Raw genomic sequence first — 13,047 nt, forward strand, 5'->3', positions numbered from 1 at the left:
CCGCATAAGATAAAGTAGTGGTGTTCTACACAATGACCTGAGGATAACGTATGGAACTCGAAAAACCGATCGTCGCGCCGTTCAAAATTCTGGTGATCGTGGCGCATCCGGACGACATTGAATTTGGTTCAGCGGGCAGTGTGGCCGTGTGGACGGGGGCGGGCGCGGAGGTGACCTACTGCATCGTCACCGATGGCGCGGCGGGCAGCAACGACAAAGATGTGGTTTACAATCAACTGGTGGAGCGCCGTCAAGCTGAGCAGCTTGAAGCGGCGGAACTCGTCGGCGTCAAGGATGTGGTTTTCCTCGGCTATGCCGATGGCGCGCTCACGCCCTCGCTGGAACTGCGCCGCGATCTGACCCGTCTGATCCGCCGTTTGCGCCCGGATCGCGTGCTGATCATGGATCCGACACAGGTGTTGATCTCCGGCGAGGGCTTCGACTATATCAACCACCCGGATCACCGGGCGACGGGTGAAGCGTCGCTGTACGCGATCTTCCCTTCGGCAGAAACGCGCCCGATCTTCCCCGAACTGCTCGACGAGGGCTTAGAACCACATCACGTCAACGAGGTATACCTGATGATGAGCGATAAGCCGAATATCGCCATCGACGTGACCGCCGTGTGGGACAAGAAGATTCAGTCGCTGCTGGCGCACCGGTCGCAGGTGGGCGAGGATGTGGCTGATATGATCCGCAGGTGGGACGAGGCGACCGGAAAAGAGGTCGGCGTGCCGCTGGCCGAGAATTATCGCGTGATGCGTTTCATCAACGCGACGCCGGAGAAGGACACCCCGGCGGAGTAAATTCATATCGGGAGATTAGGTAAGACGTCTGTATATACCCCCTGACCCCAATCCTGGTCCCACGCAAGCGGGGAGTGGGGAGATTCGGCGATCAATGTTGGCTCCCCTCCCTGAATTCGGGGAGGGGCCGGGGGTGGGGTCGGAAAACGTCTTTACATCAGCCGATACACCTGCGTTTCGCCGTCGATACCGCGGAGCAGCACCGAGTCCGTCTTCGAAGTGAGTTTAGCTTCAACGATGAGCTCTTGTGCGCCGGGGTAGCTGTACACCGGGTCCGTGATGACGAGTTCGCCCGCTTCGGCGACCGCTTGCACGCGCGCCGCTAAATTCACTGTTTGCCCGAAATAATCGAGGCGTTCGCTATTCTCGACGGCGATGCACGGCCCCATGTGAATCCCAATCTTGATGATTAGGCACTCGTGATCGTCGCCGATCTTCCCGATCTGCTGGTTGATCACGAAGGCGGCTTGCAGCGCGGTGAGCGGTTCAGAGAAGGTCGCCATGACGGCGTCACCCATCGTCTTGACGACTGCACCGCCGCACTCGGCGATGATGTCGCGCAGCAGGGTGAAATGCTTGCGCACGATCTCATAAGCGCGGATATCGCCCACCCGCTGATACAGGGCGGTCGAGCCTTTGAGGTCGGTGAACAGAAAGGTCACGCTCTTGAAGGCGAGGCCGAGATCGGACGGGATACTCTCCGCGCGGAACAGTTCGCGGAACACCTGCGAGGTCGCGACCTGCTTGCCCGTCAGAAACTCCATCGGTTGGCTGAAATGCGCGGTCAACTGCGCGGATTCTTCGTCGTTGAGGTTGGGGATGCCGTGGCGTGGGTCGTAGATCACGCCGTACACGCTCTCTTTGCCGATGCGGTTGCGGAAGGTGATTTTGACCTTGCCCGGTTTGACATACGCGCCTTCTGGCACGATGCGCCCATCAAACAGATCAAACGTGATGTCGCTCGCCGCGTTGGGATCCGTGCCGCGGTTGGCGAAGGCGTGAATATCCGGCGTCGTCACGAAATAGTTCGCGCCGTCCACCAGATCGACTTCGACGGTGCGCCGCGCATCCACGCCGATTTTGTCCGAGGTGACCATCAGCTTCACGGCGATCTGGCGGATTTCTGGCGCGTGGTACATGCTGTGCGTATAGAACCACAGCAGCCAATCGCGCTGAAAGTCGAGCAGTTCCATGTCGTGAAAGCGGATGCTGCGCGTCGACGGCGCGACCGTGAACGCGACTTCGATATTATCGTCTACGGACACATCAAAGCCGATCATGCAGTGGTTGCAATATTCCTGATTCTGGATGGCGCGCAGCCCGCCCGGCGATGTGACGAAGGCATGGCACGAGGGGCAGAGCACCCCCCAGTTGAATTCCAGAATGCCGAAGTGCGTCGCGTACAGGAAGAGATCGGTCGCTTCGCGCACGGACGTACCCGTGCGCCGCGCGTAGTAGTAGGGACTGACGCGGAAGAGATCCTCATCCGGCGCGGTGGTGAGGTAGCTGGCGAAGTCATTCATCACCTGCGCGCTGAATTTGCCGAGGTCTTTGACCGCGTTGAGGCGCGCGGCGAGGGTGGTGGTTTGAAGCTGCGTAGTCATGACTTTACCTGCCTAAAATATAGTTTGTCGACAGTTTTCTAGACGATTCCAGCCACTTAATTGTTACTCCCGATGCGTTATCGGGCAACTTAATCGCCATCGCGCTGGAGCGCGTCGATGGTCTGTTGTTCGAGTTCCCACATGTCCATCGCGCGGCGGCTCTTGAGCAGGTTGCGCAGGCGCGGGTAATCGGCGTTGAACTCCTTCGACCATTCCTGCGCGAATTTGCTGCTGCGAATCTCTTCCAGCGTGATCTCCATCAGGCGTTCCAGCTTCAAATCATTGAAGCGTTCGTAGCGGCTGAGGATACCGTACTGCGCCGTCAGCGACTGCGAATCGAGCGCTTTGAGCAGCCCTTGACTCGCTGCCGCCCGCAGATAGTCGGACGTTTCGCCCGAGAGATACAGCTCGGTGAACACGGCTTCGGGCGGGTAGCCGAGTTTCATGAGCAGTTCCGCCGCGGTGATCACGACCTGGTGCAGTACGGGCAGCACGGCCTGCTGCAAGAACAGGTCGAGTTCGGTCTCCTGTTCAAAGCGCGTTTCAATCGCGCCGACTTTGAGCGCGCCCGCCGCTTTCGCCACCGCGAGGATCGTCGGCCACGCGCTGCGGCTGGCATCCTGCGCGACGGCGACGAACGAGGCGTAGCCTTCGCCGGACAGGTAGCGGTCGCGGACGGCGGCACCGTGTGTGCGCGCAGCGACCAGCCCCACGTCGACGAACGGTGGCGCTTCGATAAAACCGAAGGTGAGGTTGTAGGCGCTGCTGAAGATCAGCGTTTGGCCGCGGCGCAAATGCGGCGATACGCCTTCAAGGTAGATTTTGGGCATGGCCTCGTCGCGCAGCAGGGGCATAATGATGTCTGCGGCGGCCACCAGTTCGGCGATGGCGACGGGCGTGAAACCGTCCGCGAGTGCCTGTTCGCGCCGCTCCGCGCGGGGCTCATGAAGAATCACGTCGACGCCGCTGTCCCGTAGATTGAGCGCCATCGGACTGCCCATGTTGCCGTAGCCAATAACGCCGACGCGCTTGCCTCTTAAATAATCTACGTTACCATCTTCGTCATGATAAACCATCGTCATGGTTGATTCTTTTCGCTAGGAGCGGATGCATGTCCAAACGATACCTTTTGTCCCTGCTGATCGCAACACTGCTTTTGCTGCCCCTGCTGCTGACGGGCTGCGGCGGCGTGAGTCTGTTTGGGCCGCCAACGGCGACGCCGCTGCCGTTCAACCTGTTCACCCCGCAAGATGTGTTCAATGCCTTCACGGCGGCGGGACTGGAAACGGCGATTGCGCCGGACGACGAACAGATCGTCGCTGGGCGGGATGACCCCGCAGACTATGACGAGCGCGTTGTTTTCCATATCGCCAGCATTGCCCCGCTTGGCGGGCAGGTGATCACATTTGAGACAGCGGAGCAGCTCGCCGCATGGCAGGCGTACATTGAGAGCCTGCGCAACAATTCGTCGACGCGGCGCGGGGTGATTTATGTGTACTTTCGCAATAACGTAATGGTGCAGCTCAACAGTTCGCTGACGAACGCGCAGGCCGAAGCGTTCCGCGAAGCGTTAGAGGATATGACGTTCTGAAACCTCACCCTGCTGGCGCAGCCAGCCATCCCTCTCCAGAGGGAGAGGGACAAAACAGGTGGCGAGGTTGCGGGTGCGGTTACAGATTAAGCATCCACACGGGCAGATCGTAGCCGTTGCGCTGAAAGCCGTAGCGTTCGTAGAGGTGCTGCGAGCGTGTATTGCTCAACTGCGTGTTGACCGTCACGGTGGTGATGCCCCGCCGCGCGAAGCGCCGCAGCAGATCATTGACCAGCGCCGATCCGACGCCCGTTCCCTGCACATCGGGCAGCACGGCCAGCCGTGCCAGATGTCCCCCGTCGAAGTACATCGTGCTCGCCTGATAGCCGACGATCCGTTCGTTGCTCACGGCCACCGTGCAGTAGGCGGCGGCGCGCACAGCCTCGCGCACATCCACATCCGAAAGCTGCCACGGCGGCGCAAAGGCCGCTTGATCGACGCGGGCGATGATTGGGATATCGCCGTCGCGCGTCGGGTGAATGGTGAGGTTCGCCGGCATCTCCTCGGGCGGGGCGGGCAAATCCGCCCGGCGCAGGGTGACGACTTCCTCGGCGGGCGCGAACCCGCGCGGTTGCACGAACGGGATTAGCCAGTCGCGGATGAGGAGCACCGCGACCTGCTGGACGTTACTCCCGAGCAATTCGACGACCACCGAGTCCCACAGCGCGTTAAACGTGCGGGCAGCATCGGCGTTATCGGCCAGCGCGGCGATGCGAATCCATGTGGTGTTGTCGAGCGGCGCGGCAGTCGCCAGGATGCCCATCAGCCGCCCGTGCTGCCACGCCAGTCGCGTGACACCCTGCTGGGTTTCCAGCCACTTATCGGTCTCCTGCCAGTCGAGGTGCGTGTGGACGTTGTAGTTGCGGAACAACAGGTCAGAGACGATGTGGCGGTCGCGGCGGCTGTAGGGCGAAACGGTGATCGGCTTCAGGATCGAAGTGGCCATAGGTCAGTAGGTTCTGGGCATCCGGTCGACATACGGGCGTCCAGTGAGGACGTAGACAGCCGAACGGCGGCGGTCGAGAATGCGCGTGCGCACGCGGGCGTCCATTTCCTCAATGGATCGTATGCTGGTGATGATCGTCTTCATGCGGCGCAGATAGCGGTAATCAATACCTGAAACACCTTTTCACGCGCCCACGCCGACATTGACTCAAGTTTGGATCGTCAAGCACGAGCACGGATACGTTGCGTAGAATCGAGCGGCGCTCCAGCTTCAACTGCACGCGGCTGTCCACACCGGAGCGGAGATAGTCGAGCAGTTCGGTGTTTGTGACCATGATCACGCCGACGCCCGCCTTATCCAGCTCGTTGGCGATGCCCGCCGCGAGATGCGTTTTGCCCGTCCCAGATGGGCCAATCAGCACCAGCCACATCGATTTGATCTCGACGATTTCGCGCGCGATTTGCACTGCGCGTTCCAGATTCGAGCGTTCTTCGACGGTGGTGCGCGTGCGCGTATCGAAGTTTTCCAGCGTCATTTCGCGGTACAGGCCGAGATCCGGCACTTCATCGACCGACGTGTTTTTGTTGGTGCGGAAATCCGGCGCTTTGATCTGCACGTGCTGCACCAGCTTGTTATCGGCGAGACGGCTGGCGAGGCGCGGATCAATCGTTTCAATATCGGCGTTGGTGGTGACGACGGTCGGCAGGCGGTACACATAGCGATGGTTGAGCAGTTGGAACAGCTTTTCGCCCGCCCATTCGCTCGGGTTTTCCACGCCGAGATCGTCGAGAATCAGCACGCCCGCTTCACGCAGGCGATCAAACGTCTCGTCATAGCCGGATTCAGCGTTCGGGGCGTACGCGCCGCGCAGATAGTCGAGCAGGTCGGGCACAGTGACGAAGATCACGCGCTCCTCGTGGTCGAGCAGCGAATTGCCGATCGCGGCGGCGAGATGCGTTTTGCCCGTGCCGTATGTACCTTCAAACAGAATCCATCCGGTCGGCTGACTGGCGTACGCCTGCGCATAGTGCAGCGCTTCGCGCAGGGAGTCGCGCTGCTTGGGACTCAGGTTCGGAACGTTTTCCGTGTCAAAGCTCTCAAACGTTTTGTCTTTGTAGGCTTCGAGATTGCCAAGCTTGCGCAGCTTCTCTTTGCGCTCGGCGTTGGTGCGGTAGTTGGGGCAGCGGAACAACTGCCCGAACTGCGGATGCCCTACCGGGAGATCGGCGCGCACATAGCCGGGTCCGTCGCACAGCGACTCGCGTCCACACAGGGGCACAGCCCATCATCGTTACCACTCGAGGAAGTCGGCATATTCCCCGGAGATGTATCGTTTTCCATCCCGTTCATCAGGTCTTTGATCGACCGCATTGCCTTTACCTTCTCGCTGCCAGCGATCTAAGATTCCCTGCACGAACCGCCAGTTACGCGCATTCTTGGCGACGGCGATCCGCATGGCTTCGATAATCCAATTGAGCGGAAAATCTTTCTCCGCATCCTTGAGCATGTCCGCGATCATCGGCGTTAACTGCCCGAAGTGATCTTCGTATAGGCGATAGATGTTGGGTCGTTCCGGCAAAATCTCGACTAAACCTTCGTGACCGGGCTGCCATAAGCCGAGGCGAACTTGCTCCAGCGCGGTCCGACCCAGCGCCGTATTGATAAAATACAGGCGCTCTGGCGATTCGCCTAGTTCCACTTCGGTACTGAGCAGCGTTTCGCGCGCACACGCCCGCGCCAATCCGTCATCTAAGGCTGCTTCGCCGCCGATGCCGGCCATAAAGGCCGCGTTCACAGTGAAGTCGCGCCGCAGCAGGTAGCGAAATGTGCCTTCACGCTGCTGAATCGCCCACATGGCGTACAACGTGACCTTGAGCTCGACGACATGGTCGATGAGCGGCAGCAGTTCGCTGATGAACTGCGTGTAGACCGCGAAGGTCGGCTGTTTGCCGGGGAGGAAGCCGTTGAACTTCGTCATAGGCTCCCCAGATCGATTTTCATAGTCTTGGCGTCAGAGAACTTGGTCAGCGACCGCTCGAAGTGCAGGTCGATACTCCCGGTCGGGCCGTTGCGGTGCTTGCCCACGATGATCTCCGCTTTGTTTGGGAACTCGGTCGCCTCGTTGTAGACGACATCGCGATACAGGAACATGACGATATCAGCGTCCTGCTCCAAGCTATTATGAGCGATGATGTCGTTGGCGACGAAGTTGTGATTCGTCGGCACGGTGAGGTCGAACACTTCGCTTTCGCCATCCGGCTCAATCGCAACTATCGCATCCCAGTAAACATCGCTTTGCGCCAATGCGGCAATCGGTTCGGATTGTACGACTTGGGCGAGACGTGCCGCCCGTTCCCGGCTGATGTTCTGTTTGTACAAGCCGGTCCCACAGTAGGCGTTGCCGAGTTCAGACTGCATGTGCCGAGCCGTGAGCTGAGATGCGGCCATCGCCGGGACAGCATAGGTGCGCCAGACCTGTCGCGGGATGATATCGCGGTTCGTGTTAGCAATATGCGTGTCCAGATACGCGCTGACTGCACACAGCGACTCAGCGCGGCGTGCACCAACAGCGCCAATCGATTGAACGAAGCGGCGGAAGTCGTCTTGTCCTGATGGGGCAACATGGAACTGATCGCGTCCTTTGCCTGTTTGCGGAACGCGCGTCAATCGGCATTGATACCGAGGCGCAGCAGCAGCGATTGCACATCGCTGGCGAGTTCTAGGCTGCTCGACGCGTAGTAGATGTTCGGATAATGGCCTTTAGTCGTTTTCTTAAGACCGATATGCCCATCCGTTGCCCACAGGTGACGCAGGAACAAGGCAATCGCGTTCGCAGGTTGCTGTAAGACTTTGGCTGGTACGCGCTTTTCATAGGAACGCAGGCCGAACACAGCAAGCTCGTCCAACCAGACCCGCACGGGACTTTGCACGCCGTGCGTCAAATGCTGGGTTGATGTGAGGAACACCTGATACCAGTTGCGTCCCGGTTCGCGATAGATGCGCGGGCGCACCTGATCGCCGAACACTTCGGTCGCTAGGTTTGCGACAATCTGCGCAATATCGTCCTCGCGCGTTGTGTACTGGATCGCGTGTCTGGGCAGTGTGCAGCCATCCACGATCAAATGCCCGAGCAAGGCCAGTTCAGCATTGCTCATCGTCTGCTCTTGCGGACTCGACAAAATGCGGGGCAGGGCGAGGCAATCCTCCGTTGTGAGCTCGTCCAACCGCTTCCACCCGTTGATCGTCAGGAACTTGTGATTGCCCGTCGCGCGGATGGTGCGCCCAAGCTGCGTTGTCAGCTTGTAGACGGGTTTGACGCCGGTACACCATGCCCGGCTAACTTCGGCGGGTTCAAGTTTCCAAGTGTCTGTGTTGAGGCTCAGCACGCGGAACCCGGACTGACCTTGAAGCTCCCGGATCGGCACGTAAGCACCAGTATCCGGCAGGTAAACCAGTGAGTCCCCGGTCAAACAACCGGATTCACGCAGATCGCTCAACTGCGGATGCTTGTCTTGACGCTGTTCGACCGCACGCGAAAGCTGCGCTGCCGATAGCACTGGTACGTTCAACTCACGCGCCAGTTCTTTCAACGCGCGGCTGATATAGCTGACTTCCTGCACGCGGTTATTTTCGTACCCCGCGCCCGCGCTCATCAACTGCAAGTAATCGTTTTTGTGCGCATCTCGATGGGCGTGATGGCCGCCGAGTCGTCAATGAAGATGTTGAGATTGCCTAAGCGTCCCGTTGCCTCAACAAAGCGCGAATACTCGCGGGCATCGAGCTGACCCGTGCGCAGTTTCTGGGTGTTGATGCCCGTTTCCATCGAGACAAAACGTTGAACTATCTGCTCATGCCCCATTTCCATGGTGAAAATGAGGATGCGCGCGCCGAGTTTCGCCGCATTCATCACGACGGACAGCATGAATGACGTTTTCCCCATGCCAGGCCGCCCTGCAAAGATCAGGAGGTCGCTGCGCTGCAAGCCGCTCAACAGGCCGTCGAGGTCGCGGAAGCCCGTCGGTAAGCCCATCGGCTCGTCGGGGTGCTGCATTTTGTGTTCGATGCTGGCGAAGAACGTGTCAATCGCCTGATACATCGGCACGAGGTCGCCGCGCTGATTGCGTTCCGTCACGCGGAACAGGCGCGACTCGGCCTCGCTGGTGATGCGCTCCACCGGGAGCTGTTCGTCATACGCCAGCGTCTTGATCTCGTCCGCGGCGGTGAGTAGGCGGCGGCGAATCGCGAGGCGTTCGACTACGCGGGCGTATGCTTCGGTGTGCACCGAGGTCGGCGTGCGGTTGATCAGGTTGACAAGAAAGCCACGCGCCTTGTCTTCGAACTGTTCCGCCTTGCCGAGCGCGCGAATTTCCTCGCTGACCGTCAGCACGTCGATGCCGTCGTTCCGGTCGGCGACGCGCATCATCGCCTCCCCACACAATCGCGAGGCGGTTGATGTGGAAGTCTTCGGGACGCAGGTATGCAGCAATTCCGAGGAACAGATCGGGATCGGTCAGTACGCCGCCGATCACCGCCTCTTCGGCTTCAGGGCTGTGAGGCGCAAGCCTAAGGATACCGGGTTAGAGGTCATGAACCCTATCCAAAGAGAAACAAAACGGCGCTCCGGTAGCGGTACGCCGTTGTCGTGTTACAAGTTGTGCCGACCGAACCGACAGATGGTGGATCGTTATTCTTCTTCGTCGTCTAAATCGTCGAGATCCAGGCTGTTGACGAAATCTTTGAACGCGCTCAGGCGATCTTCATCGAGTTCTTTGCCGCGCGATCGTGCGTTCGACATCTTCTTCCGGCTCAATCGAATGCCGTTCCATCACGTGATCGGAGACGAAGACCGGCACTTTCGCGCGGACAGCCAGCGCGATGGCGTCGCTGGGGCGGGCGTCGACTTCATTGTCGCCCTGCCACATCGATGACGATGCGGGCATAATACACGTCATTGCGGAGGTCTCTGATCAGAATGTGGACGACTTTGCCGCCAAGTTCACGGATCATCGACTTGAGCAGGTCATGCGTGAGTGGACGCTGCGGCGGCATCTCCTGCAGCTCAATCGTGATCGCGTCCGCCTCGCACGGACCAATCCAAATCGGCAAATATCGGTCGGTCGTTGAATCCTGAGGATCACGATCGATAATGCGACATGAGGCTCACGCGGATGCTGTCGATAACAACTTCAATCATGGTGTATAACCTTGGGCTTGTTCTTCTTTCAGTGAACTTCGTCCACCACACCGATTATACACCGAAGGATGTGGGCGGCAAACCTTAAAAGTCGAACAAAAACGGCTGCTATGTTCAAGGTTCTCATACTACGAAAGGGTCACAACTATGCGCAGTGTGCTGCTCCTGCTGAGCGCGCTGGGACTGCTGGTCGGGTGCACGGCGCGGCCCTCTGAGCAGTTCATCCTCAACGAGGTGCTGCTGCGCGAAAGTTTTGACGAGGGCTACGCGTGGCGCGGGCGGATTGCCGAAGGCTATGGCATCGACTTTCGCATCGAGGATGGCACGTACCGCGCCTATTCCGAACAGGCGGGCTTCGTCTCCGGCCTGAACGTCGAGCGCCATTCCGATGTGGTGATCGAAGTGGAGACCACGCAGCTTTCCGATTACCGGAACAACGCTTACGGCGTGCTGTGCCGCGCCAGTTCCAACAACGACGGCGACGGTTACTATTTTCTCATCAGCGGCGACGGCTACTACTCGATTCGGCGCGGCGCAACCGAGCAAGTCGACGGTCTGATCGATTGGACACGCACTGACGTGGTGAATCAGGATCGCGGCATCAACCGGATCCGGGCGGTATGCATCGGCGATTATCTGGCGCTGTATGTCAATGGACAGTTCATCGCTGAGCGCGCGACTCACGCTACACGGATGGCTTCGCGGGGCTCACGGCTGTCGCCGAAGGGGTGTGGCCGACATTGCGTTTGACGACCCGACGATCTGGTCGGCGCAGTTGGCGGAGTAGGGCGACGGGTAGGGGCATGGCGCGCCATGCCCCTACGGTGAATCTCAGACGTTTATTCCTCGTCCGGCGGGATGACGATGCGCTGACCAATTGACAATCGATCCGGGTCGAGGCCGGGGTTAGCGTCGACGATGTCGGCGATGGTCACGCCGTAGCGCGTCGCAATGTTAAACAGCGTATCGCCGGGTTCGACGGTATAGACTTCACCCGCGGTCGCGGTGCCGGGCGCGTTAGTCGGCTCAGCCGTGGCGGTCGGGCGCGGCGTGCGGGTCGTCGTACCGTCGCAGTCCGGCAGATTTAGCTCATCTTCCGGGAAAATGACGGGCGGATCGCCATCGAGGTCAGGATTCGCCGCCAGCAAATCGTCAATGGTAGTATCATGGTCAATGGCAATCGAGTACAGGCTGTCGCCCGATTCCACGATGTAGATGCACGGATCGTTATTGATGCGCGTGGTCTCGCCTTCTCCGTCACCCGTGGCGCCAGCACTTTCTGCTTCAGCCGTGATTTCCTGAGGCGGGACGCGGCGTGCTCGTCTCAACCAGGACGGGGCCGAGCGGCGAAACCGGGCGTGATGAACTGCGGCGTGGCGGTCGGCGGCGGCACGATGGTTTGCGGTGAGCGCGTGGTCGCGGCTTCGACCGGAACTTCATCAGTTACCGCTGGGCGCGTGTTCGGTGCTAGAATGGTAATGGGAGGAAGCGTCGGCGTGCCGGGTAAGCCGCTCGACGGGGTAGTGGTGGTAGCTTCCAGCACGACCGAGTTCGAGGCGGCATCCTGAGTCGGCTCAATTTATCCCCAGCCGAACGAAAACACCCCTGCCGAAAGTAACGGGATCGCCAATAACACGACAAGCTGGATCAAACGTTTCAAGCGAAGACCTCCTGGTGCACGATATAATCTTGAGAATACACCGATCTATAGGGATGAGCAAAACAGCCAGTTACATTAGCCGATCGTTTCCTCGAAACGCAGAAAGGCGTGTAAGCGGTGACTTTGAGCGGAAAATGCATCCTCGTGGTTATGATGACCCCGATCTCTTGCAGCTCGTTCGCATCTTGCTCACGGATCAACTTAAACGTGGTGACAGTTGAACATGCGCGCTTGGCCGGACAGCAGCAGGTCAGGGCTCCGCCCCGATCTTTTGATTCTCAATCTCGCCCGATGCCCGACATCAGCGGGATGGAATTTTTGGCCGTGATCCGCGGTCAGCCCGCCTATGGCGAGATACCCGTGCTGGTGCTGTCCGCCTTGGTGGACCCGGATCAAATCCGTGATGCGCTGAACGGCGGCGCGGATCGCCCTATCCTGACCAAGCCCTATATCGCCACGATCTCGGCGGTGGTGCAAGAGATGCTAAGGCGGGGCGGCGGTAGCGCTCATAGACGACGAAGCGCTGGGCGTTGTAGACGCGCGTCACCGTGAAACCTGCCTCCCGCAGCGCATCAGGCCAACTGGCGATCGGTTTGACCGACAGGGGCGGCCAGATAGCGGGAGCAGGATCAGGATTGATCAGGCGCTCCGGCGATCAGCGTTTCGATGGTTGGATAATACACCTTACGTTTATCGGTCCATTCCCCAGATAATAGCCTAATTCCCAACCGATCCAGCGGTCACAAATGATCGCGCCCAGAGATTTGCTGATTGAGAAAGTCGGCCGGTTCATTGATGTCGGTGTAGACGCCGCGCCGACCGTTGCCACCATCCCGCCGACATTCCACATTGCCTTCGGCTGCATTCCACCCGCCAACGACGAGCCATGGCACGATAGCTGCCCGATCACCGCGACTTCCCCCGCGGGATAATGCGGCTGATCATACACAACCACATGCCGCCGCGCTCACCCAAAATCGCCAAGCAGCGGCACGACAGCAGATGGCGGTCGTATACGTTGAAGTTGATCAGCGTGCGCACCGATGTAAGCGATCACGGCGGGCGACACCTATCAATCACGTTGGCCTGCTCGCGGGGACGGCGGATGACGCCGCTGATCACGGCCAGCGCCGCACCCCGAGCAACAAAAACGTCGGCGTGCCGGCCCGGCAGGCGTCCCAAGGTCTGTCCACGCCCCGAGGCGCGCACCCGGATCGGCGGCAGGTCCGTCGATGGCGTTGTTCGC

The 13,047-nt window shown here is 59.6% G+C and carries 18 protein-coding genes and 1 pseudogene; 4 read left to right on the forward strand and 15 right to left on the reverse strand.

Annotation, left to right across the window (positions count from 1 at the left end):
* Positions 1-50: 50 nt before the first annotated feature.
* Positions 51-806, forward strand: a complete 756-nt coding sequence (locus IPK17_RS36305; protein ID WP_343422632.1) for a PIG-L deacetylase family protein — start codon at positions 51-53, stop codon at positions 804-806.
* Between the two features lie 152 nt (positions 807-958).
* Here the strand turns inward: IPK17_RS36305 and IPK17_RS36310 are convergent, their stop codons facing one another.
* Positions 959-2,410, reverse strand: coding sequence for an adenylate/guanylate cyclase domain-containing protein (locus IPK17_RS36310; protein ID WP_343422633.1), 1,452 nt, complete (start codon positions 2,408-2,410; stop codon positions 959-961).
* A gap of 89 nt (positions 2,411-2,499) precedes the next feature.
* Positions 2,500-3,492 (reverse strand): NAD(P)-binding domain-containing protein, encoded by a 993-nt coding sequence (locus IPK17_RS36315; protein WP_343422634.1) that lies wholly within the window; start codon positions 3,490-3,492, stop codon positions 2,500-2,502.
* Between the two features lie 29 nt (positions 3,493-3,521).
* Between IPK17_RS36315 and IPK17_RS36320 the strand changes: the two genes are divergently transcribed.
* On the forward strand, positions 3,522-4,001 hold the full coding sequence (locus IPK17_RS36320; RefSeq protein ID WP_343422635.1) for a hypothetical protein: 480 nt from the start codon (positions 3,522-3,524) through the stop codon (positions 3,999-4,001).
* Between the two features lie 79 nt (positions 4,002-4,080).
* Here the strand turns inward: IPK17_RS36320 and IPK17_RS36325 are convergent, their stop codons facing one another.
* The 9 genes and pseudogenes from IPK17_RS36325 to IPK17_RS36365 form a co-directional block, all read right to left on the reverse strand.
* Complete coding sequence (locus IPK17_RS36325) at positions 4,081-4,947, reverse strand: GNAT family N-acetyltransferase (RefSeq protein WP_343422636.1); 867 nt, start codon at positions 4,945-4,947, stop codon at positions 4,081-4,083.
* A gap of 3 nt (positions 4,948-4,950) precedes the next feature.
* Positions 4,951-5,091 carry a hypothetical protein gene (locus IPK17_RS36330; RefSeq protein ID WP_343422637.1) on the reverse strand — a complete coding sequence of 47 codons (141 nt, stop codon included), beginning with the start codon at positions 5,089-5,091 and terminating at the stop codon, positions 4,951-4,953.
* 19 nt (positions 5,092-5,110) lie between these two features.
* Entirely contained in the window at positions 5,111-6,226 is a 1,116-nt protein-coding gene (locus tag IPK17_RS36335; RefSeq protein WP_343422638.1) for an ATP-binding protein, read from the reverse strand.
* A gap of 12 nt (positions 6,227-6,238) precedes the next feature.
* On the reverse strand, positions 6,239-6,925 hold the full coding sequence (locus IPK17_RS36340) for a DnaD domain-containing protein (RefSeq protein ID WP_343422639.1): 687 nt from the start codon (positions 6,923-6,925) through the stop codon (positions 6,239-6,241).
* A complete protein-coding gene (locus IPK17_RS36345; RefSeq protein ID WP_343422640.1) occupies positions 6,922-7,614 on the reverse strand; it encodes a DnaB-like helicase C-terminal domain-containing protein in 693 nt (230 codons plus the stop codon). Before IPK17_RS36345 ends, IPK17_RS36340 begins: the two co-directional genes overlap by 4 nt.
* The gene (locus tag IPK17_RS36350; protein ID WP_343422650.1) at positions 7,611-8,102 is read right to left on the reverse strand and encodes an LAGLIDADG family homing endonuclease; all 492 of its coding nucleotides are present in this window, start codon (positions 8,100-8,102) and stop codon (positions 7,611-7,613) included. The genes IPK17_RS36345 and IPK17_RS36350 overlap by 4 nt, the downstream gene beginning before the upstream one ends.
* A 57-nt stretch (positions 8,103-8,159) precedes the next feature.
* Positions 8,160-9,370, reverse strand: a pseudogene (locus IPK17_RS36355) (DnaB-like helicase C-terminal domain-containing protein); the annotation flags it as partial.
* 334 nt (positions 9,371-9,704) lie between these two features.
* The gene (locus IPK17_RS36360) at positions 9,705-9,887 is read right to left on the reverse strand and encodes a bifunctional nuclease domain-containing protein (RefSeq protein WP_343422641.1); all 183 of its coding nucleotides are present in this window, start codon (positions 9,885-9,887) and stop codon (positions 9,705-9,707) included.
* Positions 9,850-10,053: a bifunctional nuclease family protein gene (locus IPK17_RS36365; protein ID WP_343422642.1), complete on the reverse strand. Its 204-nt coding sequence runs from the start codon at positions 10,051-10,053 to the stop codon at positions 9,850-9,852. Before IPK17_RS36365 ends, IPK17_RS36360 begins: the two co-directional genes overlap by 38 nt.
* Positions 10,054-10,288: 235 nt before the next feature.
* On the opposite strand from IPK17_RS36365, the gene IPK17_RS36370 reads away from it, so the two are divergent.
* Positions 10,289-10,891, forward strand: coding sequence for a hypothetical protein (locus tag IPK17_RS36370; RefSeq protein WP_343422643.1), 603 nt, complete (start codon positions 10,289-10,291; stop codon positions 10,889-10,891).
* Between the two features lie 89 nt (positions 10,892-10,980).
* Here IPK17_RS36370 and IPK17_RS36375 read toward each other — a convergent pair whose 3' ends face one another.
* Entirely contained in the window at positions 10,981-11,469 is a 489-nt protein-coding gene (locus IPK17_RS36375) for a muramidase family protein (RefSeq protein WP_343422644.1), read from the reverse strand.
* Positions 11,466-11,684, reverse strand: coding sequence for a hypothetical protein (locus IPK17_RS36380; protein WP_343422645.1), 219 nt, complete (start codon positions 11,682-11,684; stop codon positions 11,466-11,468). The genes IPK17_RS36375 and IPK17_RS36380 overlap by 4 nt, the downstream gene beginning before the upstream one ends.
* A 408-nt stretch (positions 11,685-12,092) precedes the next feature.
* Here IPK17_RS36380 and IPK17_RS36385 point away from each other — a divergent pair, with 408 nt between their 5' ends.
* Entirely contained in the window at positions 12,093-12,353 is a 261-nt protein-coding gene (locus IPK17_RS36385) for a response regulator transcription factor (RefSeq protein WP_343422646.1), read from the forward strand.
* Between the two features lie 188 nt (positions 12,354-12,541).
* Here IPK17_RS36385 and IPK17_RS36390 read toward each other — a convergent pair whose 3' ends face one another.
* Positions 12,542-12,694 carry a hypothetical protein gene (locus IPK17_RS36390; RefSeq protein WP_343422647.1) on the reverse strand — a complete coding sequence of 51 codons (153 nt, stop codon included), beginning with the start codon at positions 12,692-12,694 and terminating at the stop codon, positions 12,542-12,544.
* Between the two features lie 160 nt (positions 12,695-12,854).
* Positions 12,855-13,047 (reverse strand): hypothetical protein (locus IPK17_RS36395; RefSeq protein ID WP_343422648.1); only part of this gene is annotated, 193 nt, incomplete at its 5' end.

The organism is Candidatus Flexifilum breve (genome assembly GCF_016713355.1).

Bases quoted from the DNA above. Each gene is read 5' to 3' on its own strand.
- IPK17_RS36385 (WP_343422646.1), top strand. From the start codon at position 12,093: ATGCCCGACATCAGCGGGATGGAATTTTTGGCCGTGATCCGCGGTCAG.
- IPK17_RS36305 (WP_343422632.1), top strand. From the start codon at position 51: ATGGAACTCGAAAAACCGATCGTCGCGCCGTTCAAAATTCTGGTGATC.
- IPK17_RS36350 (WP_343422650.1), bottom strand. From the start codon at position 8,102: ATGAGCAATGCTGAACTGGCCTTGCTCGGGCATTTGATCGTGGATGGC.
- IPK17_RS36330 (WP_343422637.1), bottom strand. From the start codon at position 5,091: ATGAAGACGATCATCACCAGCATACGATCCATTGAGGAAATGGACGCC.
- IPK17_RS36360 (WP_343422641.1), bottom strand. From the start codon at position 9,887: ATGCCCGCATCGTCATCGATGTGGCAGGGCGACAATGAAGTCGACGCC.
- IPK17_RS36315 (WP_343422634.1), bottom strand. From the start codon at position 3,492: ATGACGATGGTTTATCATGACGAAGATGGTAACGTAGATTATTTAAGA.
- IPK17_RS36370 (WP_343422643.1), top strand. From the start codon at position 10,289: ATGCGCAGTGTGCTGCTCCTGCTGAGCGCGCTGGGACTGCTGGTCGGG.
- IPK17_RS36310 (WP_343422633.1), bottom strand. From the start codon at position 2,410: ATGACTACGCAGCTTCAAACCACCACCCTCGCCGCGCGCCTCAACGCG.
- IPK17_RS36340 (WP_343422639.1), bottom strand. From the start codon at position 6,925: ATGACGAAGTTCAACGGCTTCCTCCCCGGCAAACAGCCGACCTTCGCG.
- IPK17_RS36325 (WP_343422636.1), bottom strand. From the start codon at position 4,947: ATGGCCACTTCGATCCTGAAGCCGATCACCGTTTCGCCCTACAGCCGC.
- IPK17_RS36320 (WP_343422635.1), top strand. From the start codon at position 3,522: ATGTCCAAACGATACCTTTTGTCCCTGCTGATCGCAACACTGCTTTTG.